Below are 23,306 nucleotides of genomic sequence, written 5' to 3'. Positions count from 1 at the left end.
GAACACCATGAGACAAGACGCTTCTTTGACACTTCGCCCGATCGTCTTCCTATTGGCGGCTGCAGTGATTGCGCCCGCGCTGATCTACCCCATCTTCCTGATGAAGGTGATGTGCTTCGCGATATTCGCGTGTGCGGTCAACTTGCTCGTCGGCTATGTTGGGCTGTTGTCACTCGGGCATTCCATGTTTTTTGGCATGTCTGCCTATGTCACGGCGTATACCCTCAAGGAATGGGGTTGGCCGTTCGAGATTGCGCTGCTCTGTGCCGTCCTGGCGAGCACGGTGCTGGGCTTTATCGCCGGCGCGATCGCGATCCGAAGGCAAGGAATCTACTTCGCGATGATCACGTTGGCCCTGGCACAGATGGTCTATTTCTTCTGCCTTCAGGCGCCGTTCACTGGTGGCGAGGACGGTCTGCAGAAGGTTCCTCGGCCAGTGGTCCTCGGCCTGCTCGACACCGCCAACGACAAGGCCCTCTATGTCATCGTGCTCGTGATGTTCCTCGCGGCGTTCGCCATCTATCACCGGACGATTCATTCACCTTTCGGCCAGGTGCTCGAAGCCATACGCGACAACGAGCCGAGAGCCGTCTCGCTGGGCTACAAGGTCAATCGGTACAAGTTGCTGGCGTTTGTGCTCTCGGCCGCGCTGACCGGGTTGGCTGGCGGAACCAAAGTGCTCGTCTTTCAGCTTGCTTCACTCACAGACGTGAATTGGCACATGGCCACCGAAGTGGTTCTGATGGTGCTGGTCGGCGGCATGGGTACCGTCCTGGGTCCCTTGGTGGGAGCGGTCTGCATTCTCGCCATGCAGGAATACCTGGCTCCGCTTGGTGAGTGGGTGATGGTGATCCAGGGGGTGATCCTGGTCACCGTGGTCATGGTCTTCCGTCGCGGACTGGTGGGTGAATTCGAGGTATGGCGCGCTCGCAAGAGTTCACTGACCGAGGCTGCTGAACACCCTGGCCATCAAGAACACGCTGTCGGGCTTGCCGCCCCGAAGGGTGCGAATCCACACCGCTGATCTCCACTTTTTTTGATTTTCAGTTTGCATGAGATGCAAAAGCGTTGCCCTGGACGCACGCGAGTGCAGACACCTTTTCCATGACCACTACCAACTTCCTCAGAAAGGAATGAACATGTCCTCGAAAGCGCTCAAGTTCTTCGCAGCCGGCTTGGCTGCGCTCACCGCCATCGCGAGCGTTGTTGCCTCGGGACCTGCCAGCGCGCAAGTGTCAGGCGATGTCGTGAAGATCGGCATCCTGAACGACCAGTCCGGCCTGTACTCAGACTTGGCCGGCGTTGGCTCGGTGGAGGCCGCCCGCCTCGCGATCGAAGAGTTCGGTGGCCAGGTGCTCGGCAAGAAGATCGAACTTGTCTGGGCGGACCACCAAAACAAGGCGGACATCGGCGCAGGCATCGCGCGAGCCTGGTTCGACAAGGACGGCGTCGACGCGATCGCCGATTTCTCGAACTCCAGCGTGGGGTTCGCCGTGCAGGCACTCGCGAACGAGCGCAAGAAGATCACGCTGATCACTGCAGCGTCCTCCGACTTCACTGGAAAGGCGTGCACGCCGTTGTCCACCCAGTGGGTCTACAACAGCTACAGCAACGGGTATGGCCTCGCCCGTCTCATGACCCAACGCGGCCTGGACTCCGTCTATCTCCTGACGGTGGACTACGCGTTTGGCCATGCCTTTGCGAACGATGTCCGAAAGGCCGTCACCGACAACGGCGGAAAGGTCGTCGGCGAGTTGCGTTTTCCCCTCAACTCCTCGGACCTGAGTTCGTACCTGCTTCAAGGGCAGGCCTCCAAGGCCAAGCTGATCGTGGCGGCGAGCGCCGGCAGCGACATGACCTCGATCGTCAAGCAGGCGACTGAGTTCGGCATCACCCCGAAGCAGGCGCTGGCGGCGCCCTCTGTCTTTCTGACGGATGTGCACAGCATGGGGCTGCAAGCCGCGCAAGGCCTGCAGTTCCTGACGGCGTTCTACTGGGACCGAACCCCGGACTCACGCGCATGGTCGGAGAAGTTCTTCGCGCGCCGCAAGGCGATGCCGACGATGACCCAGGCGGGGGTCTACTCCGCCGTGCGGCATTACCTCAAGGCCATCGAGGCCGCCAAGACCGATGACGCGGCTGCGGTCGCCGACAAGATGCGCGAACTGCCCATCAAGGACATGAACATCGAGAACGGCCGCGTCCGCGAGGACGGGCAAGTGATGCACGACATGTACCTCGTCGAGGTCAAGAAGCCGGCCGAATCCAAACGCGCCTGGGACTACTACAAGGTCGTTGCCACCGTCCCTGCAGAGCAAGCGTTCCAGCCGCTCGCCACCAGCGCCTGTCCGCTGGTCAAGAAGTGATCAATTTCCAAACCCTTCCAAGGAGAAAAAAGTGAGCGATTCCATCCGTATGAAACTCGACGAGGTCCATGAGCTCGCAACAACGCTGTTGCTCGCCCAGGGCTTCAACCAGGCCCACGCCAACGCCATCGCCAACACGGTGACTGCGGCCGAGCGCGACGAGTGCCGCCATCACGGCTTGTTCCGCATTCCCTTCTACGTCAATGCATTGCGCGCTGGGCAAGCTTCCGGTGATGCGGAGCCGACAGTCGACGACCTTGCGCCTGCCGTGGTGCGAGTCGATGCCCACTATGGCTTCTCACCGCTGGCGCTGGAAGTCGGCGATGAGCTCCTCGCCAAGCGGGCGCAGGAGACGGGCATCGCCGCACTGGCCGTCAACAACGCCCTCAACGTGGCGGCCTTGTGGCCAGAGGTCGAGCGCCTGGCGAACCGTGGCCTGGTCGCGTTCGCGTTTGTCGCCGCAGCGCCCTACGTTGCGCCGCATGGCGGCACCAAACCGCTTTACGGCACCAACCCCATGGCCTTTGCCTGGCCCCGGCTCAACAATCCGCCGATGGTCTTCGACCAAGCTTCGAGCGCAAGCGCACGCGGCGAAATCCAGGTTCGTCTGCGTGATGGCAAGCCACTGCCCGAAGGGTGGGCGGTGGGCCCGGACGGGAAGCCGACAACGGACCCGAAGGCCGCTCTTGCAGGCGCTCAGCTGCCGTTCGGTGGTGTGAAGGGCGCCTCCATTGCGATGATGGTCGAGTTACTCGCCGGTCCGTTGGTCGGTGATCTGCTGAGCTACGAGGCTGGCGAGAAGGATGCCGCGAACACCGGCGCGCCGTGCGGCGGCGAGCTGATCATTGCCATCGACCCTGTTCGATGCCTCAAGAACGGCAACCGCAAGGCGCAGTTGGAACACGGGGAACAGCTGTTCAGCAAGATCCTCGAGCAGGAGGGAACGCGGCTGCCGTCGCAGCGCCGGTATGAAGCCCGCGGACGTACGGTGGTGGAAGGCGTCACCGTGCCGAAGTCACTGTACGACACGCTGAAGCTGTTCAGCACCGGCACCTATGTGCGGCAGGACAACGCCTACGAGGGCGACGACCTGCTGCGTGGAAAGCCTGCAAAGGCAGTGGCCTGAGCATGGTCGCCCCAAGCCAGACTTCCCAGTACGCGCCAACGCCGCGTACCCAAGTCCGACGTCGGCCGGAGCGTGCCAGCTACGATCGTCAGTTGGTCCATTCGATCATCGACGAGGCGATCGTCTGCCACGTGAGCTTTATCTACGAGGATCAGCCGTGCATCATTCCGACGACGATCCTTCGCATCGATGAAGACATCTATCTCCACGGCAGCCCGACGAATCGAATGCTGTGCGTCCTCGCTCAAGGTGTACCGGCTGCCATCGCCGTCACCCACATCGATGCGGTTGTGGCGGGTCGGTCCGGGTTCGGTTGCAGCGTGGACTATCGATCCGCCATCATCTACTCCAGCGGGCAACTCGTGGAGGGACCGCACAAGGCGGAGATCGTCGACCGCGTGATTCAGTCCGTCGTGCCGGGTCATCGGGTGCGTGCGCCAAAGCAAAAGGAGCTCGACGCCACGATGGTGCTGCGCTTCCCAATAGTCGAGGTCTCGGCAAAAGTCCGCGACCTCGGCGTGCGCGACTACGAAGAGGACCTGGGGCTGGACCTGTGGGCCGGCACGATACCGTTGCGCGTCGTGGCCGGAGCACCGGTCAATGCGCCGGATCTGCGGCCGGGCATCAGGACTCCGGATTACGCGCTGAACTACCAACGCGGCCGGGGCTAGTCGCGGTTTCGGCTGACTGCGCACAAGGACCAGCATGTGCATTCGCGGCGTACGGAGGTCTGCTGCGCCGGCATGCCCCGGCGCCCGGCCGCCGCCTCGACAAGGGTGCACAAGCCTCTTCCACTACTTTCCATTTCGTCACCTCATGGCCACTAGAAGCTACCGTCAGCCGGCAACGCCGCTTGACTATCGGAACCAGGCAGCGGTTCCGGACCATCAACGCTATTCGGACAATTGGCGCGCGATGAGCGAGGCAACGCGAAGGCGCCTGGTACATTGGTCCGACGTACCGTACGGGCGGGGAGAACTGCAAACGTGCGACATCTTTCCTGCTCGGAACAACAATGCGCCGGTCTTCGTCTTCATTCATGGCGGCTGGTGGCACTTCCTGGACAAGTCGGACTACAGCTACGTTGCGCAGCCGTTTGTCGAGCGCGGCGCGGCATGCGTCTGCATCAACTATCCGCTTGCCCCGAAGGCAACGATCGGTGAGATCGTCGCCAGCGTGCAAGTGGCACTGCTATGGATACATCACAACATCCGTGAATATGGAGGTGATCCCGGCAGAATCGCGGTGGGCGGGCATTCTGCGGGCGGCCACCTATCGGCCATGTCTGCGTTCACGAACTGGGACAAGCTCGGCGGACCGGAGAACCTGGTCAAGGTCAATTGCGCCATCAGCGGTCTCTACGACCTTGTTCCCATCCTCGACACACCCCACAACGAGAAGATCCGGATGGACAAGGCGACCGCGGACGTGGCGAGTCCCGTCGATCTGGTCCGCCCTTCGGTTGCAAAGCACATCCTGTGCGTCGGCGCCGCGGAAACCGCTGGCTTCCTCTGGCAGCACGACACCTTTGTCGAACTTTGCAAAGAGCGAGGGTTGATCGTCGAGGATCTGCGCCTTGCAGGTGAGCATCATTTCAGCGTTGTCGACCAAGTGGCCAACGCTGAAAGCGAGTTGTTCAAGTCGCTTTGGACCGCGATGACTGCGGGCTAGCGAAGCGCTGCGCGTTGCTGGTCAGGCGCTCGATATGCCGCCATCCTGCAGTTCGCGCAGTATGCGGCGATCTACAGTCAAGTTCGCTCAAGGCCGTCAATACTTTGAATAGTTCTGCGAAATTCGAAAAATTCGAACAAATGTTCGATCGCTACAACTTGATGATAGCGAACAAGACATACCCTGCCATGCCCATGAGCACCCCCCCTGTTCACGTCTGCGAAACCTTCTTTCAGTCCTCTGTGTTAGCCGTGGGCGCGCGCGCGATCTGGCCCTTGGAGGCAGAAGCCCTCCTGCAGAAGCTGCCAATCGAGGTCGCTTTGGATTCCGTACTGCTTCCTGAGGCGGCGGATGAGGTCGAGCGCATTCAGCACCAGCTTGCTCGTCGTGACGGACCCGTCGTTTGCGTCGAACGCATGCAGCCCGGGGATGCAGACGTACCGCTCGAGCGCCTCATGATCGAGCGTGCCTTGAGCGTCAACACCGCGGCTGCCGGTGGGAATGCTTCACTTATGTCGATCGGTTGACTATGCACTATCAAATTGCGTTCGTGGGTGGCGGCAACATGGCCCAAGCGATGGTTTCGGGTCTGCTGCAGGTGGGGGTGCCTCCGCACGAAGTTCTCATCATCGACCCCGATGTCCAACAGTTGAAGCGAGTGCAGGAAGCCTATGGCGTGCGGGTTGCTGACACGCCGGAAGGGAATCTCGATGGCGTGGACTTGATCGTCTGGGCGGTAAAGCCACAGGTGCTTCGCTCGGCGGCGGAGAAGGCACTGCCTCCCGGCCTCGATGTCCTGCACCTGAGCGTCGCTGCGGGAGTGCGGCTCTCCGAGTTGACGACGTGGCTGCGGTCCGGGCGCGTCGTGCGCGCCATGCCGAATACGCCTGCCTTCGTCCGGGCGGGCGTGACGGCGCTACAGGCAGCCTCGGGTGTGGACGAGTCGGAGCGCCGCCTGCTCGAGCGCCTGTTGGGAGGGATCGGCCGAACATTCTGGGTGAACACCGACGCAGAAATGGACGGCGTCACTGCGGTCAGCGGCAGTGGACCGGCGTACGTGTTTCACTTCCTCGAAAGCCTCCAATCGGCCGGTGAGGAGCTCGGCTTCTCGCCCCAGATGGCGCATGATCTGGCGCTCTGGGTTGTGGGCGGCGCAGTGCAGCAGGCAGGCGCCAGCCCTGAACCGTTCGCGAAGCTACGCCGCCGGGTCACTTCCAAGGGCGGAACGACGGAGGCGGCGCTGGAAGTGCTGCACGCACGCAATTGCAAGAGCGCACTGGCTGAGGCGGTGAAAGCAGCGGCGGATCGCGCACGCGAACTAGGCGACCAAGTGGCACAGGGGTGACGAGGCGATCCGTCGCGGACGACGTCAGGGCCGGACGAACGCAGGCGAGATCACGCTCATGAAGGCGGTGGGGACCGCGCTGGAAGGCCGGTCCGCCGTGTCACTGGCTTTCGATGCGCTCCAGCCGGACGCGATGGGCGCTCCCGCAACGTCAAGCAACGGCGTCTGGACCAGACTGGTTGTTGCCAACCACCTCCTTGCCGGACGCAAGACGCGAAAAAACCGGTCGGGTGCTTCAAGAGGTGCATCGCCCGCAGATGCCGTCTCGCAAAGTGGCACCGTCCGAAAGCCATAAGTGGCCAGTAGGTCTGCGAATTGCCAGCCTAAGCTCAACCCGCGCCAGAGTGATTGGCACTCCGATCAAAAGATCGCGAGGTGGCGATCTTCTTCGAAACCCACAACGTATGTCATTGCCTAACGCCTCTGTCTTGGAGGGTGTTCTCGTTCTCGATGCGGCCACCTACATTGCGGCGCCGTTGAGCGCGGCGATCCTCTCGGAGTTCGGCGCTCAAGTGATCAAGATCGAACACCCGCGCTCCGGGGATCCGCTGCGGCGCTTCGGAACGAAAGGGACTGATCCCGGGGCCTCCATGCAGTGGCTCAACGAGAACCGCAACAAGCGATCGGTCACCATCGATCTCGGCAAGCCCGAAGGGCGAGACTTGTTCATTGCACTCGCAAAGCAAGCCGATGTCGTCGTGGAGAATTTCCGCCCCGGCACCTTTGAGAGATGGGGGTTGTCCTGGGAAACCCTTCACGCCGCCAACCCGCGTCTCGTGATGCTTCGGCTTTCCGCATTCGGCCAGGACGGGCCGCTCAGGGAGCAGGTTGGACTTGCGCGCATCGCGCATGCATTCAGCGGAGTCATGTCCATCAGCGGTGAGCCGGATCGGCCCCCCGCGAATCCGGGGCCGACTTCCCTCGCTGACTACGTCGCGGGCGTCTACGGTGCGCTCGGCCTTCTCCTGGCCCTCTTGGAGCGAGAGCGGTCGGGGCAGGGACAGTTCGTCGATCTGGCACTCTATGAACCCATGTTGAGGACGATGGATGAGGCCTTTGCCGTCTTCGATCGGACCGGCTTCATTCGCCAACGCTTCGGATCGCAAGTTGCCACTGTCGCACCAACGGCCAACTATGAATGTGCTGACGGCCGTTTCGTCACGATAGGCATTCCCGATGAGAAGATGTTTGCGCGTCTTGCCTGCGCGATGAACTTGCCCCATTTGGCACAACCCGGCTCCCAATTCTCGACCAACGCGATGCGCGTCGCGCATAGGACCGAGATCGAAGGCATTGTCCGCACTTGGGTCGGGTCGCATGACCGCGACACCGTGATCCGGTTGCTCCAGAACGCCGACGTTCCATGCTCGCCGATACTGGACGTGGGGGAGCTTGCGCGGCACCCGCACGTCGCGGCCCGCGAGAACTTCGTCACGCGCCCGGACGGTTCCGGCGGAACGATCACGATGCAGGCTCCCGTGCCGAAGCTTTCGCGCACACCCGGTCGGGTCTCAACCTCCGGCCCCGCGCTAGGGGAGGCGACAGACGAAATCCTGACCCGCCTGCTTGGATTGGGCGAGATGGAACTCGCTGATCTGCGTGCGAAACAAGTCATATGAGTTCGCACTTTCGGCAGTGCTCTACACTTGAACTTCACCGTTGCGACGGTGTGCTCGTGGTTTGTCTGAACCGTCCCAAGGCTCTCAACGCCATCAACCGAACGATGCGGGAAGAACTGCGCCAAACGCTTGGCGAAGCGCAGCGCGCTAGCGGCATATCGGCTCTTGTGCTGACAGCCAGCGGCAGGGCATTTTGTGCTGGGCACGACATCAAGGAACTACTGGCGCTCTCTCCATCCGCGGCGAGTGCGGTCATGCTGGAGATTGGCGACCTCTACCGTGACTTGCGCGCCTTCTCCAAACCCCTGGTCACTGCGCTCAACGGCATGGCCCTCGGGGGCGGCGTGGCGTTGGCGCTCTTGTCGGATACGCGTCTCGCCACGCCTGATTTCGAGTTCGGTTTTCCCGAGATTGACCACGGCCTGGTGACGGCACTCGGGCCGTGGTTGCTCGGGCTCTTCCTGCCGCCGGCACTTGCACATCAGATTGTGCTGAGCGGCGCGCGCCTGTCGGCCGAACAGTGCATCAAATACGGACTCGTCTCAGAAAGCGTCGAGCCGAACGATCTGCTCTCGAAGGCCATCTCCTGCGCGTCATCATTGGCAGAGAAGCCGCAGAGCGCGTTCTCCATCATGAAGGCGCGATTTGCTGCGGTCACCGACGCCGGTTTTCACGAGGCATTGGCAGCTGGTGCCGGAATGCAAGAGGTCGCGCATACGGCGCGATTGGAGGTCCGCTCACACTCGGAGAAGCACGAGCATGGTCCGGTCGAAGGAATCAGACCCCAACATTGCCAACGATCCAGCTCCTGATTGCACCTCTCGCTTCTGCCGCTTCCATCTCACTGTTCGGGCTGCCTGAAGAAGCCTCGCACGAACGCTTGATCTTCGCGACGAACCCGGACGGACTCCGATGCATCGTCGCCATCCAAAACACCCAGCGCAGTTCAGCGTTCGGCGGCTCACGCCTATCGAAATACCGGCAACGATGCAGATGTGATGGTCGAGGTCGGCTTGATTGGGGCGCGCGTCGTCAAACTTTTCGATCGCATGCGCAACGGAATTTCGCACTCGCGTGCAGCCGAACTCTGGGCCCGAAAGAAGCCTGGCATGGCGTAAGCGACGGCGCATTGAACCAAGAATCCTCTAAGTCCTTCAGCGTGCGCGAACTGGCCCCCCATATCCGAGCGAAGTGGTTTGCGCGGGGGGCGGGCTGCACAACTAGAGTGGCCAGGTCATTCCTGGGGAACCAACCATGTCTTTTCGCAATCTCGCACTGGGCGCCGTTTTGGCTGCCTTCCTGCTGCCGGTATCTGCACAGACCGACAACTTTCCACAGCGGCCCATCAGGCTTGTCGTGCCTTGGTCTCCTGGAGCTCACACCGACGCAGTTGCCCGCCTCATGGCCGATAGGCTGACTACCAGGCTCAAGCAGCCGGTCCTGGTCGATAACAAGCCGGGCGCCACCGGGATCATTGGCGCTACCCTGGTGGCTCGTTCGCAACCTGATGGGTACACGTTGCTGTTTGCGCTGCCGGAAACGAACGTGCTGAACCCATTGATCTACAAGAACATCGCGTACACCGCCAAGGACTTCGACGCAGTGGCGTTCATGGGCGTCGTGCCGTTTGCGCTCGTTGCCAACCCAAGCTCGAAAGCGAGCACGGTGTCCGACTTCGTTCGGCTGGCGAAGGAAAAGCCTGGAGCGGTCTCGGTTGCGACCTGGGGTATCGGGAGCACTGCGCATGTGGCTACTGCGTTGATTGAGCAGTCCGCGAACGTGCAACTGCTGCACGTTCCGTTTCCCGGATCCGCCCCCGCGCTGACGCAACTCCTCAGCGGGCAGGTCGACCTCATGTTCATGGGGACCCAAACCGCCGCAGACCTGGCCAAGGCAGGGAAGGTGAAGGTGCTCGGTGTGACGTCGGCCAAGCGGATGGACGCGTACCCGGAATTCCCGACGCTTGCCGAGCAGGGCTTGCCAATCGATGTTGCAGTCTGGTACGGCTTCATGGCTCCCGCAAACACGCCGGCGGCCATCAAGGACCACTTGGCCAAGGAGATTCTGGCAGTTCTGCAGGACCCTGCCGTGCTGAAAGAACTGCGCGATCGCACGATGGTGATCACGCCGCAATCTGCCGCCCAGTTCTCACGATTCCTGAGTGACGAAGAAGCGCGCTGGACCAGCCTCATCAAGGCCAAGAACATCCGAATCGACAACTGACGCGTTCCGCCTGGTACCGGAACTGGCCGAGATGGAGCGACAACTCGAATCGCTGCAGCGTGACATCCGGCATCTGCAACTCGAACGCCGATCTCCGAGAAGGTTGTGCAGCGGCTGATGAAGCAAGAGAGCCTGATCGTCGCCAAGCCCAAGCGGCGTCGGTACGGCTCATATCTGCGGGAGATCGGTCCAGCGCCCGAGAACCTCATCAATCGCGACTTCCACGCCGCAGCGCCAAACGAGAAGTGGCTCACCGACATCACTGAGTTCTAGATCCCGGCCGGCAGGTATACCTGTCGCCCGTCATCGACTGCTTCGATGGTCTGATCCTCAGCGGGTCCATCTGGACGCCGCCGGCGATGTCTTTCACGCATGCGCAAGCCTCACCAGCCGGAGATCCATGCGGTGGCACTTCGAAGCAAGGTTGGCGCTGCGCTGCAATCACCAAGGGCGACGTTCCGAGAGACTGGGGGCCTCAGCAACCCATCTTCACGGAGACACAACATGCCCGTCATTGTTTGCGAATGCAAGGTCGGAATTCAACCCGGCGTCAAGGCCAAGATCGCCACCGAAATCACGAGTGCGATCAGGGAAATCATCCTTTCGCCGCTCGACTTGATCAGCGTCGTCTTTCATGAAGCCACGTCCGAGAACACCTACCGTTCTGGAGAGCCCACCTCCGAAACGCTGATCTTCTGCCACATACGTGACGGGCGCAGCGACGGCGCCGTGCTGTCGCTGGCCAAAAAGGTGAGCGCGATCTGGAGCGCATGCACCGGCGCATCCGAGGACGAGGTCGAGGTTCTCGTCGCACTGTATCCCGCCAAGTACGTCGTGCGCGGCGGTGAACGCCTGCCTGAAGCCCCTCGCGTCTGAGGGTGGTGCGGCTGTAGCGCCGCACCTGAACGTCGCGCCAAAAATCAAAGGAGACAAGTCAATGAAATCACCCCGCCCGATAGATGTTCACAAACTGGCCGACGAGGCGAAGTTCAACAGCTTTCACCGATCCGTACTGCTCTGGTGTTCCGTCATCCTGGTCCTCGATGGCTACGACCTGGCGGTCGCCGGCACCGCGCTTCCGTCAATCATGAAGGCGATGAATGTCGACGCAGCGACTGCGGGCTTCATGGCCAGTTCGGCGCTGTTCGGCATGATGTTCGGCGCGGTCGGGCTCGGCGCCCTTGCCGACAGGATCGGCCGCCGCTGGGCGATCGCGATCTGTATGTTCATGTTCAGCGTGTTCACCGCCGCCGCCGGGTTCACCAGCGACCCGATCACCTTCAGCGTGATGCGCTTCCTCGCCGGGCTCGGCATCGGCGGCGCGATTCCGACTGCGGCCGCGCAGATGACCGAGTATTCACCGAAGAAGGTGCGCGGCCTGATGGTCACACTGATGTGCTGCGGCTACGCGCTCGGCAGCATGCTCGCCGCGCTGCTCGGCAAGCAATTCATCGAGACCTACGGCTGGCAATCGGTGTTCATCGCCGCAGGGGCCCCAGTTGTGCTGGTCCCGTTCATCCTGAAGTACATGCCTGAGTCGCTGCCGTTCCTGATCAAGCAGCACGACGACGCGCGTCTGCGCGAAGTGGTCCGGAAGATCCGGCCGGACATTCGGTTCGAGCCGCACGAGGAGTTCCTCGTTCCTGCCGGGGACAAGGCCGAAAGTTCGAGCGTAGCCAGGCTATTCCTGGACGGCCGCGGCTTCAGTTCGGTGATGTTGTGGATCGCCTTTATGACCTGCCTGTTCATGCTCTATGCGCTCAGTTCGTGGCTGGTCAAGCTGATGGGCATGGCCGGCTATAGCCTGGGTTCGGCACTGAACTTCCTGCTCGCCTACAACACAGGTGCAGTCGTCGGCGCCGTCGGTGGCGGTTGGCTCGCCGACAAGCTGAACATCAAATGGGTGACGGCGGCGTTCTTCGCGGTTGCCGCGGTCTCGCTGACTTTTCTCGGCTACGGCGCGCAGCCGCTGTTCCTGATCGTTGCCATCGTGGGCGCATCGACGCTGGGCACCCAGATTCTCCTTTACGCGTATGCCGGGCAGTTCTACCCGACGTCGATCCGTTCGACGGGCCTTGGTTTCGCCTCGGGAGTCGGGCGCATCGGCGCCATCGCAGCGCCCATCGCGATCGGCCTATTGGTCTCCATGGAGTTGCCGCTGGTGCACAACTTTCTTGCCATTGCACTGGCCGCCGCGATCGGAGGTGTCGCGGTCGCACTGATCAATCACAAATCGTCGGACACGCTCCGACCTACAACCAACCAAGGAAAATTCCATGTCTCGCAAACTTGAAGGCAAGATCGCAATCGTTACTGGTGGATCCACGGGAATCGGGCTCGCTACCGCCAAGCGGTTCGCTAGTGAAGGAGCCCACGTCGTTATCACCGGTCGCCGACAAGCCGAACTCGACGCTGCGGTCTCCGCGATCGGTGACGCTGTCGGCATCCGGGTCGATTCATCGAACATGGCCGAACTCGACACGCTGTTCGATCGGGTGAGGCGGGATAAGGGTCGGATCGACGTATTGTTCGTCAATGCCGGCGGCGGCTCGCGGCTGCCGCTCGGGACCATTACAGAGGAGCAGTATGACGACACATTTGGCCGTAACGTCAAAGGCGTGCTGTTTACTGTACAGAAGGCGCTGCCGTTGCTGGCGGACGGCGCATCAGTCATCTTGACTGGCTCCACCGCCGCCAGCGGTGGCACCGAAGCATTCAGTGTCTACGCCGCCTCAAAGGCCGCCGTACGCTCATTCGCCCGCAATTGGATTCTCGATCTAAAAGGCCGCGGCATCCGGGTCAACACGCTCAGCCCTGGGCCGACCAAGACACCAGGCTTCTTTGACCTGGCCGGGCCCGACGCCGCACGGCAACAGGGAATGCTCGATGCTATGGCCACGCGGATCCCGATGGGCCGCGTCGGCGAACCGGACGAAATTGCGAAAGCGGCAGTCTTTCTTGCCTCCGACGATTCGAGCTTTGTCAACGGCATTGAGTTGTTCGTGGATGGCGGCAAAGCCCAGATCTGAGTACGCAGCAAGCGAGAGAAGCAGAACATGTCATGAGCAAAGTCATCATCACCTGCGCTGTCACGGGTGCAATTCATACGCCCTCGATGTCACCCTATCTCCCGGTCACACCGGAAGAGATCATCGAAGCCTCTGTCGGCGCCGCCGAGGCGGGCGCGGCAATCATTCACCTTCACGCACGCGATCCGATCACGGGCAAGCCGGATCAGAGCCCAGAGGCATTCGGCCGATTCCTGCCGCAGATCAAGGCACGCACCGATGCGGTGATGAACATCACCAGCGGCGGCTCGCCTTACATGACGATCGAAGAGCGCATTCAGCCGTCAATACGCTTTGCGCCCGAGGTGGCCTCGCTCAACATGGGCTCCATGAACTTCGCGCTGTTCCCGATGTTGGCGCGGTTCAAGGAATTCAAACATGCCTGGGAGCGCGAAGCGCTCGAAGCCAGTCGAGACCTGATTTTCCGCAACACCTTCAAGGATATTGAATACGCCCTGGCCGAATGTTCTGCCAACGATACGCGCTTCGAATTCGAGTGCTACGACGTGAGCCACCTGTACAACCTGGCGCACTTCGTCGAGCGCGGTCTGGTCAAGGCGCCGTTCTTTGTTCAGACGGTGTTCGGCATCCTGGGCGGTATCGGCACGCACCCGGAAGACGTGTTGCACATGAAGCGGACGGCCGACCGGCTGTTCGGCAATGACTATCGCTGGTCGGTTTTGGGAGCTGGCAAGGATCAGCTTCGCCTCGCAGCAATGTCTGCCAGTATGGGCGGCAATGTGCGCGTTGGATTGGAGGACAGCCTGTGGCTGGGACGCGGCACGCTGGCCGAGAGCAACGCAGCGCAGGTGCGGCAGGTGCGACAGATTATCGAAGGGCTCGGTCTCGAAGTCGCCAGCCCGAAAGAGGCAAGGGAGATCCTGAAATTGAAGGGAATTGGGCAAGTCAACTTCTGAGGCGACGCATCAATGTGTTGCAGCCCTGCGGAATTCGGACGGCGTCATGCCAGTTGCCTGCTTGAATGCGGTGCTGAAGTGTTGAGCGTGACTGAAGCCGCAGTCCAGCGCGATTTCAGTTGCGGTGCGACGGGGATCCAGAAGGAACTCCTTAGCCCGCTCGAGACGCAGACTGTAAACAAAGCGTAGGGGTGTCTGCCCGGAACTCTCGCGAAAAGCCCGGATGAAATGCCGGGGACTGACACCGGCAACTCGCGCCAAGTCCTCGATCGTGAAGGGCCTGGACAAGTCGGCCTCGATGTAGTCGACTATGCGCCGGAAGCTGCTGGGGGCAAGTCCACCGCTCGGACGGACGGTGGCTGCCTGACTGCCGTCAATTCGCGCCAGAAGAGCGAGCGCCTGCATTGCCCAGCCCTCCGCGAACAACCCGTAAAGGCTGTCTGCATTGCGCGCCTCACGGCAAAGCATTGAAAGGCTACGCTGCAAATCTTCGCTGCCGAAGCCAATCAGGGGCCGATCGAAATGGCAGCCGGCGTCAGACGCAACGGCCGGGTCGAGGAAGGCTACCGTATAGTCGAACGAGGGCGCGACCTCGAACTCGCCTACGACGGAGGTCGAGGCCGGGAGCAGCGTCAGGCTTGTTCCCTTTCTGATCTCCGAGTCGATGCGGCGCCCGTCAAGTTCCAGATGCAGCTCTTTGAGGCCGCTGCGAAACCAGAACAGCGCAATCCGCGGTTGACGGAAACGCCAGGAGATGGGCCCGGTGGCTCGGCGCGCGAGGACTTCGACATGTGTGGTGCGCGAGTCGGCAATGGTGCCGGAGACGAGTTCACCTCCGACCTCTCGGTACTCGGTTTGTGGGTCCAGGTGACCATGCATTGCTTACCTCCGGCATTCTGGCGTGGATGGCTTTGCACTACACGATCTATGTCATGACGCAAAGATCGGTGCTAATTGGCGATTGCCGTCTCGTGGTCGGTCCGGAACTCCCCCAATACTGAGCGCGCGGGACGCGGTGCACCGAGATGCAGGTAACGTAGTTCATCCATCAAGGCACTCCAAAGCGAAGGGCCGCCCTTTTCCAGCAACTCCGAGCGCAAAGACGCCTCCGGATGCGTATGCCGAAGGCCCCAGGCTGCCATGCATGCGAGCAGAGGTACAAGCTGTATGGCCGCTTCCGTGAGGCTGTAGATGCCTTTCTGCTGATGATTCGGATCCGAAGATCGTGTCAGCAGGCCAGACGCGGTCAAGTGCTTCAGCCGGCTTGCGAGGATGTTCGAGGCGATGCCTTCCTTGTTTTGCTCAAGCAGAGCGCCATAGCTGCGCCTGTTCTCGAACATGACATCGCGGATGACGATCAGGCTCCAGCGGTCGCCGATCTGCTCAAGCGTCAGGTTGATCGGGCAGCCCGATCGTCTTGTTTGCGACAAAGCTCTCTCCTAAATTTCTACTTGCATTATGCAAGTTGTAGGCGTACCATTCAACCACTTGCACAATGCAAGTGCCGTAGAGATCTTGGCAGATCGTTAGGAAACACTATGAAATTCTTCACCATCACTTCGCGTGCCGTGCTCGCGGTGTCGCTGGCATTCGCTGGCACCTTCGTTGCGGTAGCGCCGGCCCAAGCTGCAGCGCCGCTGCAGCACAAGCAGGTACCGGGCTTCTATCGCGCGATGATTGGCGACTATGAAGTCACCGCGCTCCATGACGGCGGCGCCGGCATTGACTCCAGCCTCCTGCATGGCGATCCGGCGCTCATCCAGTCCCTCCTGGCGCGCTCCTTCCAAAACGATCCCAAGAATGTCTCGGCCACCGTCCAAGGCTACCTCGTCAATACCGGCTCCAAGCTCGTTCTCATCGATACGGGTGCAGGCGGCCACTGGGGCGGCCCGACGCTGGGCAAGCTCGTGCAGAACTTGAAGGCCTCCGGCTACAAGCCGGAGCAGGTTGACCTGGTGCTGGTGACCCATCTTCACGCCGACCATGTTGGCGGGATCTACAAAAACGGGAAACGCGTCTTCCCGAACGCGACCGTGATGATGAAGAAGGCCGACGCCGACTTCTGGCTGTCGAAGGAAATCACGGCCAAGGCCCCGGAAGACGCAAAAATCTTCTTCAAGGTGGCACAGGATGCCGCCGCGCCTTACATCGCTGCCGGCAAGTGGAAGCCGTACGAAGGCATGGACGAAATCGTCCCCGGCATCGCGCCGTATGCCATTCCCGGCCATACACCCGGTCACACCGGCTACATGATTTCCTCGAAGGGTCAGTCGCTGCTGGTCTGGGGTGACACCGCTCACGTCCTCGCCGTCCAGATGCCGCACCCGGAAATCGGCATCGCCTTCGACTCGGACGGCCCGATGGCCATCAAGACTCGTGAAGACCTTCTGGTGAAGCTTGCTGCGGACAAGACGATGATCGCCGCCGCCCACATGCCGTTCCCTGGCCTGGGCCGCGTTCGCAAGGCCGACACCGGCGCTGGATACGACTGGGTCCCGGCGACCTTCCTCAACCTGAAGTGAGATGAACCATGACCTACGATTCATCTTCCGTCCGCAAGCTCCGCGATGCGATGTTCGCCTTCAACATTGCGCATCCCGAACAAACCATCGAGACGCTCCGCGTTGGCATGGAGGCAATTCCACAGGCAAACCCGCCGGCGGCTGACCTGGCCGTGGAGCCGACCGAACTCGGTGGCGTGGCCGCGGTAGCGATCACGGCTCCCGGCGCATCCAAAGACCGTGTCATCTACCATTTCCACGGTGGTGGCTGGGTGGCTGGCTCTCCTGCCTCGCATCTGGGGATGCTCGGAGAGCTGTCTCGCACGGCAAAGTCCCAGGTCATCGTTCTGGACCACGCCAAGGCACCAGAGCACCCATTTCCGGCTTCCTACGACGAGTCCATCCGCGGCTACGAAGCACTGCGTGCACTTGGCAAGCCGTTCGCCGTGACAGGAGACTCCAGTGGCGGTGGCATGGTTCTCAACGTTCTTGCCTACGCGTCCTCGAAGGGCCACAAGGACGCGCGAGCAGCGCTGCTGATCAGCCCATGGGCAGACTTAACGCTGACGCTGCCCTCGTTGACGCAGTTGGCCGACCGCGACCCCATGGTCAACGCGAGTGCAATGCGGGAGATGGTCGAGGCTTACGCTGGCAACCACGATTTGAAGGATCCGCGCATCTCACCCATGTTCGCCGACATGCACGGTTTTCCTCCACTGCTCATCCATGTCGGAAGCGACGAGGTACTTCTCGACGACGCGCTTGAAATTGACCGAAAGGTGCGCGCGGCCGGCGGCGAGTCGCACCTTGAGGTCTGGCCGGAGATGCTGCACGTCTGGCACATCCAGACAGGCTCATTGCCTCAGGCCCACGACGCGCTGCAGAGAGCCGGCGAGTTTCTCGTCGGGCACCTCGAGAAATAGAAGTCGTAGACATGCGATGGGAATATCGCAACGACTACCGAGACCAACCTAGGAGATTGCAATGACTACTGACACCAACGCGCCAGGAACGGCATGGATGCAAATCGTCAAGAAGAAAGGAACGAGCGAGTTCGCGGCGTCGTTCACCGCTGACGCCAGCCTTCAGACCTCCCCCCTCAGCAAGGCCGTGGTCGGCCCGACACTCATCGGGGCGTTCTTTACCGCGACGAGCACGATGTACGAAGACTTCGTGTTCACTGCGGAGACGGTCGACGGTGGGAAGACTTACCTTGAGTGGGAGGCCATCCACGGTGGCAAGCCGATCGCCGGCGTCACCATACTCACTCGGAATGAGTCTGGCCTCATCAACAACATCAAGCTCTTCCAAAGCCCGTTTCCCGTCGTTCGTGAGTTCTCGTCTGGCCTCAAGGAGCGACTCGCAGGATCACTCGGTAAGGAATTCTTTAGCTGAGCCGGGAAAACAGCCAGCTTCATCGCCTCATTCAACCTGAACAACACAACCGAGGAACACTCGTGCCAACATTTCACGCCCACATTCCGGCTCAAAAGTTCTCCAGCGAAGAGAAGCGGGCCCTGGCGGATGCCTTGAATCTCGCTCTTCATGAAGCCATGGATACGCCGATGGATGACCGTTTCGTCATCATCAGTGAGCACAAGGACGATGAATTCTTCATCCATCCGACCTTTCCGGCCATGGAGAGATCCGACAAGCGCATGGTCGTAACGGTGACGTTCGGTACGAGCAGGACGGTGGAGCAGAAACGCAAGCTCGCGGAGTTGGTCACCCGATACGCAGTAGAAAAGGTTGGCGTCAGCGAAGACGATATCAGCCTGATGATGTATGGCATTCCCTTGGAGAACATGAGCTTCGGCCGTGGGAAGCTGGTCTCTGACATCGACCTCTCTATGCCTTGGGTAAATAAGTAAGAAACACGAAGCTGCCCTGTTCCTTGGAAGCGTGGCAGCGAAATTGACTTGAAACGGATGTCTCGTTCGTTTCTCAGGCGTGGGTCTCATCTGGCTTCGATCCGACACCATTCTCTGGACGGGTATCGGAATGAATACAGCCACCACTCCGGCCCTGGTGCCGCGGACGCGCACCGAGCCGGAGGCGTTGGAGGCCGCATTCCTTGCGCCCGTCCCAAAAGAAGTAAAGCTATGACCGACTGGCATTTCTACGAACCGGCGCAAGGGCATTCCCTGCGTCACGATCCGCTCAACGCCATCGTCGCTCCGCGACCGATTGGCTGGATCAGCACGGTCTCCAACGACGGCGTGCGCAACCTTGCGCCCTACAGCTTCTTCAACCTGTTCAGCTACAAGCCGCCGATCGTCGGCTTTTGCTCGCTTGGTGCGAAGGACTCGCTCGCCAACGCGCGTGACACCGGCGAGTTCGTATGGAATCTGGCGACGCGTGAACTCGCCGAGGCGATGAACGCCTCCGCGGCGATTGTGCCAGCACACGTCGATGAGTTCGAGTTGGCCAAGCTGGAGACGCTGCCTGCTGCCAGGGTGCGGCCATCGCGCGTTGCGGCTAGTCCGGTGCAGTTCGAGTGCGTGGTCACCCAGATCGTGCAGCTCGAGGCGCAGGACGGCGCGGCGCTCCCGGCGTGGCTGGTGTTGGGCGAAGCAGTAGCGATCCACATTGACCGGCAGCTGATCAAGGACGGCGTGTACCAGACTGCGCGGGCGCGCCCGATCCTGCGCGGCGGTGGGCCGGCCGACTACTTCGAAATCGGCGCGGGGCAGCTCTTCACGCTTGAGCGACCGGGTGATTGACTCGACGTCGAGCGAAATCGTGCACGCAGCAATTCATCGCCGGCCGCTTGATGGCGTCCGGAAATTTTCCGCGGAACTCGGCCGCCGTCTGCAAGGCAAGGTCGATGCCAGTCACTTTGACGGCGTCGCCTGACATCTTTCTACAAGGAGAACTCCCATGTTTCACCGTACCGATATCGCGTTCGAAGCCGAGGGCGGCGTCACGCTGCGCGGCTGGCTCTATGTGCCCACCGGCGGCACTGGCCCCTATCCCGCCATCACCATGGCGCATGGCTATGCTGGCGTGAAGGAGCACGGCCTGGAGCGATTCGCCGAGAAATTCGCCTCCAACGGCTTTGTCGTCCTCCTGCACGATCACCGCAACTTCGGCGCCAGCGACGGCACGCCGCGACAGGATATCGACCCATGGCGTCAGATCGCCGATTGGCGGCGCGCGATCAGCTTTCTCGAACACCAGGACGTCGTCGATGCGAAGCGCATCGGCTTGTGGGGCACGAGCTATTCTGGCGGCCACGCGCTCGTGCTTGGCGCAACCGAACGCCGCTTGCGCGCGGTCGTCACGCAGGTGCCGACGATCAGCGGCTTCGAGCAAGGACTGCGCCGCATTCCGCCCGACGCCGTCGCCGCCATTGAGGAGGCCTTCTCGGCGGACGAACGCGCGCAGGCGCGCGGCGAGCCGCCGCGCCGGCAGACGATCGTCAGCGCCGATCCGGCCGTCCCTGCTTCATACCGCGCCAAGGACGCCATCGAGTTCTATCTGCAGCCCGTGCCGGAGGGCGCCTGGGAGAACAGCGTCACGGTGCGCTCGACGCGCGCCGCGCGCATGTACGAACCGGGCGCGTGGATTGCGCGCGTGTCTCCCACGCCGCTGCTGATGATCGTCGCGCTGCAGGACACGATCACGCTGACCGATCTCGAGCTGGCCGCCTACGAGCGCGCCCTTGAGCCGAAGCGCCTCGTGACGATCCCCGGCGGTCACTTCGATCCGTACATCGCCAGATTCGATCAATCCAGTGCCGCCGCACTGGATTGGTTCAAGGAACACCTCGCATAACCGCAACTTGCGACAACACAGGAGCCTGACATGTCTCATCTCACCCATGCCATCGAGCATGGCATTGCCACGATTGTTCTCGATCGCTCGTCGCAAAACCGCATCGGCGACCAGATGGTTGACGAACTGGCCACGGCGATCAACGCGATCGAACGCAGTGACGCGCGCGTCGTGCTGGTGCGTGCCGAAGGCGAAAACTTCAGCTTTGGCGGCGACATCATGCCCTGGCCCGACGACACCCCCCGCCAGTTGCGTGCGCGCTTCGAGGGTTACATGGACGTCTTCAATCGCTTCGAACGCCTGCCCTTGCCTGTCATCGCGGTGGTGCACGGTTTGTGCGCCGGCGGTGGTTTCGAGCTGGCGTTGCGCGCCGATGTCATCTTTGCCGCCGAAAGTGCAACGTTCTGCCATCCGGAACAGTCGCTTGCCTTGGTGACCCTGCTGGGCGGCATCTACCGCGTCGCCGAACGCGCAGGACGCGCACGTGCCATGGAATGGGCACTGACTTCCGAGCGCGTCCCCGCCCCAACGATGGAGCGCTTCGGCGTGATCAACCGCGTCGTCGCTGATGCCGAGCTGCTTGCAGAGGCGCATGCCTTCGCCGCGAAGTTCGTGCACGGCCCGACACGCGCCCACGCCGCGCACAAGGCCTTGCTGCGCGCCTGGGCCAACGGCGGTGTTCAGGCGGCCGACGATGTGATGTTCAACGTTGCCATGCCCTTGTTCGAGACAGAAGACGCTAAGGACGGGCTTGCCTCGGCCATCAATGCCCTGAAGGCCGGCACGCCCCGCCCGCTGCTCGAATTCAAGGGCCGTTGATCCGCCACGCAAGCCCTGTCAAGGAGCGGAACATGCACGAGTTGCTGGAGCGGGTGATCGAGGCCCACGGGGGGATTGGCGCGCTGGACGCGGCATGAAACGCTCAGCGTCGTGACGGGTTGACCTGCCCCAGTCCTCACTTACTTAACCGAAGGAATTCACATGCCTCATCCATTCCCCGATTTTCGCCTTACTGGCCAGGTCACCGTCGTTACCGGTGGCGGTAGCGGTATCGGCCGGGCCCTGGCACATACGTTTGCTGGCGCGGGTGCCCGGGTCGTTGTACTGGATACAAATGGCGCGGCGGCAGAGCAGGTGGCCAGCGAGATTGGCTCGATGGCACAACATGCGGTTGCGGACGTGTCCAATGAAGACGCAATCGAAAGCGTCATGAAGGACGTCGCCCGCCAACACGGTCGAATTGACGTGCTATTCAACAACGCAGGTATCAATCGGCGCAACACCTCGTTTGATTTGACCATCGCGGATTGGAATGCGGTTGTAGCAGTAAACATGACCGGCATGTTTCTTTGCGCCAGGGCCGCCGCGCGGCATATGCGCGATGGCGGCGGCGGGCGAATCGTCAACACTGCATCGATACTTGGTATTTCCGGCGGTTGGTATCCGAATATTGTCTACCAAGCTACTAAAGGCGCAGTGGTCAATATGACCCGTTCGTGGGCTGTCGAATGGGCGCCCTACAACATCCGCGTCAACGCTGTAGCGCCGAGCATTATTCGCACTCCAATGACCGAAGCGCTCACAAGTCAACCGGAAGCGGTTGCGAAGTTCGAAGCGCTGACACCGCTAGGACGACTGTGCGAACCTGCGGACATGACTGGGCCAGTATTGTTTCTTGCTACTGCCGCATCGAGCATGGTTACCGGCCATATCCTTCCCGTCGATGGCGGCGTGTTGGCGCAATAAGAGTTGAACCCAACCGATCCAACAGATCGTCGATCCAGATTTGGGCCACGGGTTTCCTGTGCAGTACGCCACACAATTTGCCGGTTCTGCCCCGCAATTTCTGAATTAATTAAATTGAGACATGGAGAAAACACTATGAATTACAAGGGGTTTGACCTTGCTGGAAGAGTCGCAATAGTAACCGGCTCGACTTCCGGAATGGGGCTGGCCATTGCTCGTGGCTTGGCCCAATGTGGTGCGCAAGTCATTGTATCCAGCCATCTCCAGTCGGACACCGATGCGGCAGTGTCGTTATTGGCAAGCGAGGGTTTCGACGTCAAAGGTATCCCCTGCGACATCACAAATCTGGACGGCGTCAAACGCTTTGCCGAAGAATCCAAACGCGCTTTCGGTCGCGTCGATATTGTCGTTTGCCACGCGGCCGGCCCGGTCCCGGTCGGACCGATTGCCGATACCGACATTGATCAGCTGGGCGCTTTGCTCCTCACAACAGTGCGAAATAACCTGGTGTTGGTCCGTCAATTCTTGCCGGAGATGGCCGAACGCCGCTACGGGAGCGTTCTCATGACGTCCAGTATTGCATCGGAACGCGCCAGTCCGGCCCTCGGCGCCTATGGTGCCGCCAAGGCTGCGCTGAACGGCGTGGTACGCAGCATCGCGGCGGAATGGGGGCAATGGAACGTTCGCGCCAACGCCTTAGCCCCGTCGATGGTACGCACGGCGTTCTCGCAAATCATGTTGAACACCCCAGAAGCTGAAAAAGCGATGGCCGCAAAATCGCCCTCTAACCGCATCGCCGAACCAGACGATGTCGTCGGCGCCGCGATTTTGCTGGCGTCGCCAGCCGGATCGTACATATCTGGCCAAACCCTGCTCATCGACGGCGGTCGTTCAATCATTTAACCCATACTACGGCGCGCTTTGCGCTGACCCACGCAAAAAAAAAC

At 61.3% G+C, this 23,306-nt stretch carries 25 protein-coding genes and 1 pseudogene; 24 read left to right on the top strand and 2 right to left on the bottom strand.

Features of this window, described 5'->3' with window-relative positions; all coding sequences use genetic code 11:
• Positions 1 to 7 precede the first annotated feature (7 nt).
• The 15 genes and pseudogenes from FB547_RS29715 to FB547_RS29645 all read left to right on the top strand — a co-directional run bounded on the left by FB547_RS29715 (position 8) and on the right by FB547_RS29645 (position 14,335).
• Positions 8 to 1,024: a branched-chain amino acid ABC transporter permease gene (locus FB547_RS29715; protein ID WP_145747216.1), complete on the top strand. Its 1,017-nt coding sequence runs from the start codon at positions 8 to 10 to the stop codon at positions 1,022 to 1,024.
• Between the two features lie 115 nt (positions 1,025 to 1,139).
• On the top strand, positions 1,140 to 2,366 hold the full coding sequence (locus FB547_RS29710) for an ABC transporter substrate-binding protein (RefSeq protein ID WP_145747215.1): 1,227 nt from the start codon (positions 1,140 to 1,142) through the stop codon (positions 2,364 to 2,366).
• A 31-nt stretch (positions 2,367 to 2,397) separates the two neighbouring features.
• The gene (locus FB547_RS29705; RefSeq protein ID WP_261380451.1) at positions 2,398 to 3,492 is read left to right on the top strand and encodes an Ldh family oxidoreductase; all 1,095 of its coding nucleotides are present in this window, start codon (positions 2,398 to 2,400) and stop codon (positions 3,490 to 3,492) included.
• 92 nt (positions 3,493 to 3,584) lie between these two features.
• Positions 3,585 to 4,163, top strand: a complete 579-nt coding sequence (locus FB547_RS29700) for a pyridoxamine 5'-phosphate oxidase family protein (protein WP_186454292.1) — start codon at positions 3,585 to 3,587, stop codon at positions 4,161 to 4,163.
• 145 nt (positions 4,164 to 4,308) lie between these two features.
• Positions 4,309 to 5,163 carry an alpha/beta hydrolase gene (locus FB547_RS29695; RefSeq protein ID WP_186454291.1) on the top strand — a complete coding sequence of 285 codons (855 nt, stop codon included), beginning with the start codon at positions 4,309 to 4,311 and terminating at the stop codon, positions 5,161 to 5,163.
• Positions 5,164 to 5,303: 140 nt separating this feature from the next.
• A complete protein-coding gene (locus FB547_RS29690; protein ID WP_145747212.1) occupies positions 5,304 to 5,690 on the top strand; it encodes a hypothetical protein in 387 nt (128 codons plus the stop codon).
• 2 nt (positions 5,691 to 5,692) lie between these two features.
• The gene (proC, locus tag FB547_RS29685) at positions 5,693 to 6,508 is read left to right on the top strand and encodes a pyrroline-5-carboxylate reductase (RefSeq protein ID WP_145747211.1); all 816 of its coding nucleotides are present in this window, start codon (positions 5,693 to 5,695) and stop codon (positions 6,506 to 6,508) included.
• 404 nt (positions 6,509 to 6,912) lie between these two features.
• Positions 6,913 to 8,127: a CaiB/BaiF CoA transferase family protein gene (locus FB547_RS29680; RefSeq protein WP_145747210.1), complete on the top strand. Its 1,215-nt coding sequence runs from the start codon at positions 6,913 to 6,915 to the stop codon at positions 8,125 to 8,127.
• Positions 8,124 to 8,939, top strand: a complete 816-nt coding sequence (locus tag FB547_RS29675) for an enoyl-CoA hydratase/isomerase family protein (protein WP_145747209.1) — start codon at positions 8,124 to 8,126, stop codon at positions 8,937 to 8,939. The genes FB547_RS29680 and FB547_RS29675 overlap by 4 nt, the downstream gene beginning before the upstream one ends.
• A gap of 442 nt (positions 8,940 to 9,381) precedes the next feature.
• Positions 9,382 to 10,350: a Bug family tripartite tricarboxylate transporter substrate binding protein gene (locus tag FB547_RS29670; RefSeq protein ID WP_145747208.1), complete on the top strand. Its 969-nt coding sequence runs from the start codon at positions 9,382 to 9,384 to the stop codon at positions 10,348 to 10,350.
• A 90-nt stretch (positions 10,351 to 10,440) separates the two neighbouring features.
• Positions 10,441 to 10,706, top strand: a pseudogene (locus FB547_RS29665) (IS3 family transposase); the annotation flags it as partial.
• Positions 10,707 to 10,854: 148 nt separating this feature from the next.
• Entirely contained in the window at positions 10,855 to 11,226 is a 372-nt protein-coding gene (locus FB547_RS29660; protein ID WP_145747207.1) for a tautomerase family protein, read from the top strand.
• Positions 11,227 to 11,287: 61 nt separating this feature from the next.
• Positions 11,288 to 12,643: an MFS transporter gene (locus FB547_RS29655; RefSeq protein WP_145747206.1), complete on the top strand. Its 1,356-nt coding sequence runs from the start codon at positions 11,288 to 11,290 to the stop codon at positions 12,641 to 12,643.
• Entirely contained in the window at positions 12,627 to 13,379 is a 753-nt protein-coding gene (locus FB547_RS29650) for an SDR family oxidoreductase (RefSeq protein WP_145747205.1), read from the top strand. The genes FB547_RS29655 and FB547_RS29650 overlap by 17 nt, the downstream gene beginning before the upstream one ends.
• A 32-nt stretch (positions 13,380 to 13,411) precedes the next feature.
• Positions 13,412 to 14,335: a 3-keto-5-aminohexanoate cleavage protein gene (locus tag FB547_RS29645; RefSeq protein ID WP_145747204.1), complete on the top strand. Its 924-nt coding sequence runs from the start codon at positions 13,412 to 13,414 to the stop codon at positions 14,333 to 14,335.
• Between the two features lie 9 nt (positions 14,336 to 14,344).
• Here the strand turns inward: FB547_RS29645 and FB547_RS29640 are convergent, their stop codons facing one another.
• Together FB547_RS29640 and FB547_RS29635 are read right to left on the bottom strand one after the other, a co-directional pair.
• Complete coding sequence (locus tag FB547_RS29640; protein ID WP_145747203.1) at positions 14,345 to 15,214, bottom strand: helix-turn-helix domain-containing protein; 870 nt, start codon at positions 15,212 to 15,214, stop codon at positions 14,345 to 14,347.
• A 71-nt stretch (positions 15,215 to 15,285) separates the two neighbouring features.
• Entirely contained in the window at positions 15,286 to 15,765 is a 480-nt protein-coding gene (locus FB547_RS29635) for a winged helix-turn-helix transcriptional regulator (protein ID WP_145747202.1), read from the bottom strand.
• Positions 15,766 to 15,873: 108 nt separating this feature from the next.
• On the opposite strand from FB547_RS29635, the gene FB547_RS29630 reads away from it, so the two are divergent.
• The 9 genes from FB547_RS29630 (at position 15,874) to FB547_RS29590 (ending at position 23,262) form a co-directional block, all read left to right on the top strand.
• On the top strand, positions 15,874 to 16,857 hold the full coding sequence (locus tag FB547_RS29630; RefSeq protein WP_145747201.1) for an MBL fold metallo-hydrolase: 984 nt from the start codon (positions 15,874 to 15,876) through the stop codon (positions 16,855 to 16,857).
• 8 nt (positions 16,858 to 16,865) lie between these two features.
• On the top strand, positions 16,866 to 17,759 hold the full coding sequence (locus FB547_RS29625; protein ID WP_145747200.1) for an alpha/beta hydrolase: 894 nt from the start codon (positions 16,866 to 16,868) through the stop codon (positions 17,757 to 17,759).
• Between the two features lie 61 nt (positions 17,760 to 17,820).
• Positions 17,821 to 18,231: a hypothetical protein gene (locus FB547_RS29620; protein WP_145747199.1), complete on the top strand. Its 411-nt coding sequence runs from the start codon at positions 17,821 to 17,823 to the stop codon at positions 18,229 to 18,231.
• A gap of 62 nt (positions 18,232 to 18,293) precedes the next feature.
• On the top strand, positions 18,294 to 18,707 hold the full coding sequence (locus FB547_RS29615) for a tautomerase family protein (protein WP_145747198.1): 414 nt from the start codon (positions 18,294 to 18,296) through the stop codon (positions 18,705 to 18,707).
• 231 nt (positions 18,708 to 18,938) lie between these two features.
• Positions 18,939 to 19,559, top strand: a complete 621-nt coding sequence (locus FB547_RS29610) for a flavin reductase family protein (RefSeq protein WP_145747197.1) — start codon at positions 18,939 to 18,941, stop codon at positions 19,557 to 19,559.
• Between the two features lie 157 nt (positions 19,560 to 19,716).
• Positions 19,717 to 20,613: an alpha/beta hydrolase gene (locus FB547_RS29605; RefSeq protein WP_145747196.1), complete on the top strand. Its 897-nt coding sequence runs from the start codon at positions 19,717 to 19,719 to the stop codon at positions 20,611 to 20,613.
• A gap of 30 nt (positions 20,614 to 20,643) precedes the next feature.
• A complete protein-coding gene (locus FB547_RS29600; RefSeq protein ID WP_145747195.1) occupies positions 20,644 to 21,432 on the top strand; it encodes an enoyl-CoA hydratase/isomerase family protein in 789 nt (262 codons plus the stop codon).
• A 162-nt stretch (positions 21,433 to 21,594) separates the two neighbouring features.
• Complete coding sequence (locus FB547_RS29595) at positions 21,595 to 22,359, top strand: SDR family NAD(P)-dependent oxidoreductase (RefSeq protein WP_145747194.1); 765 nt, start codon at positions 21,595 to 21,597, stop codon at positions 22,357 to 22,359.
• A 135-nt stretch (positions 22,360 to 22,494) separates the two neighbouring features.
• Positions 22,495 to 23,262: an SDR family NAD(P)-dependent oxidoreductase gene (locus FB547_RS29590; protein WP_145747193.1), complete on the top strand. Its 768-nt coding sequence runs from the start codon at positions 22,495 to 22,497 to the stop codon at positions 23,260 to 23,262.
• Positions 23,263 to 23,306: the final 44 nt, after the last annotated feature.

The sequence above is a fragment of the Variovorax beijingensis genome (assembly GCF_007828835.1).
Lineage (GTDB): Bacteria > Pseudomonadota > Gammaproteobacteria > Burkholderiales > Burkholderiaceae_C > Variovorax > Variovorax beijingensis_A.
This window is presented reverse-complemented; position numbering and strand designations above follow the sequence as displayed.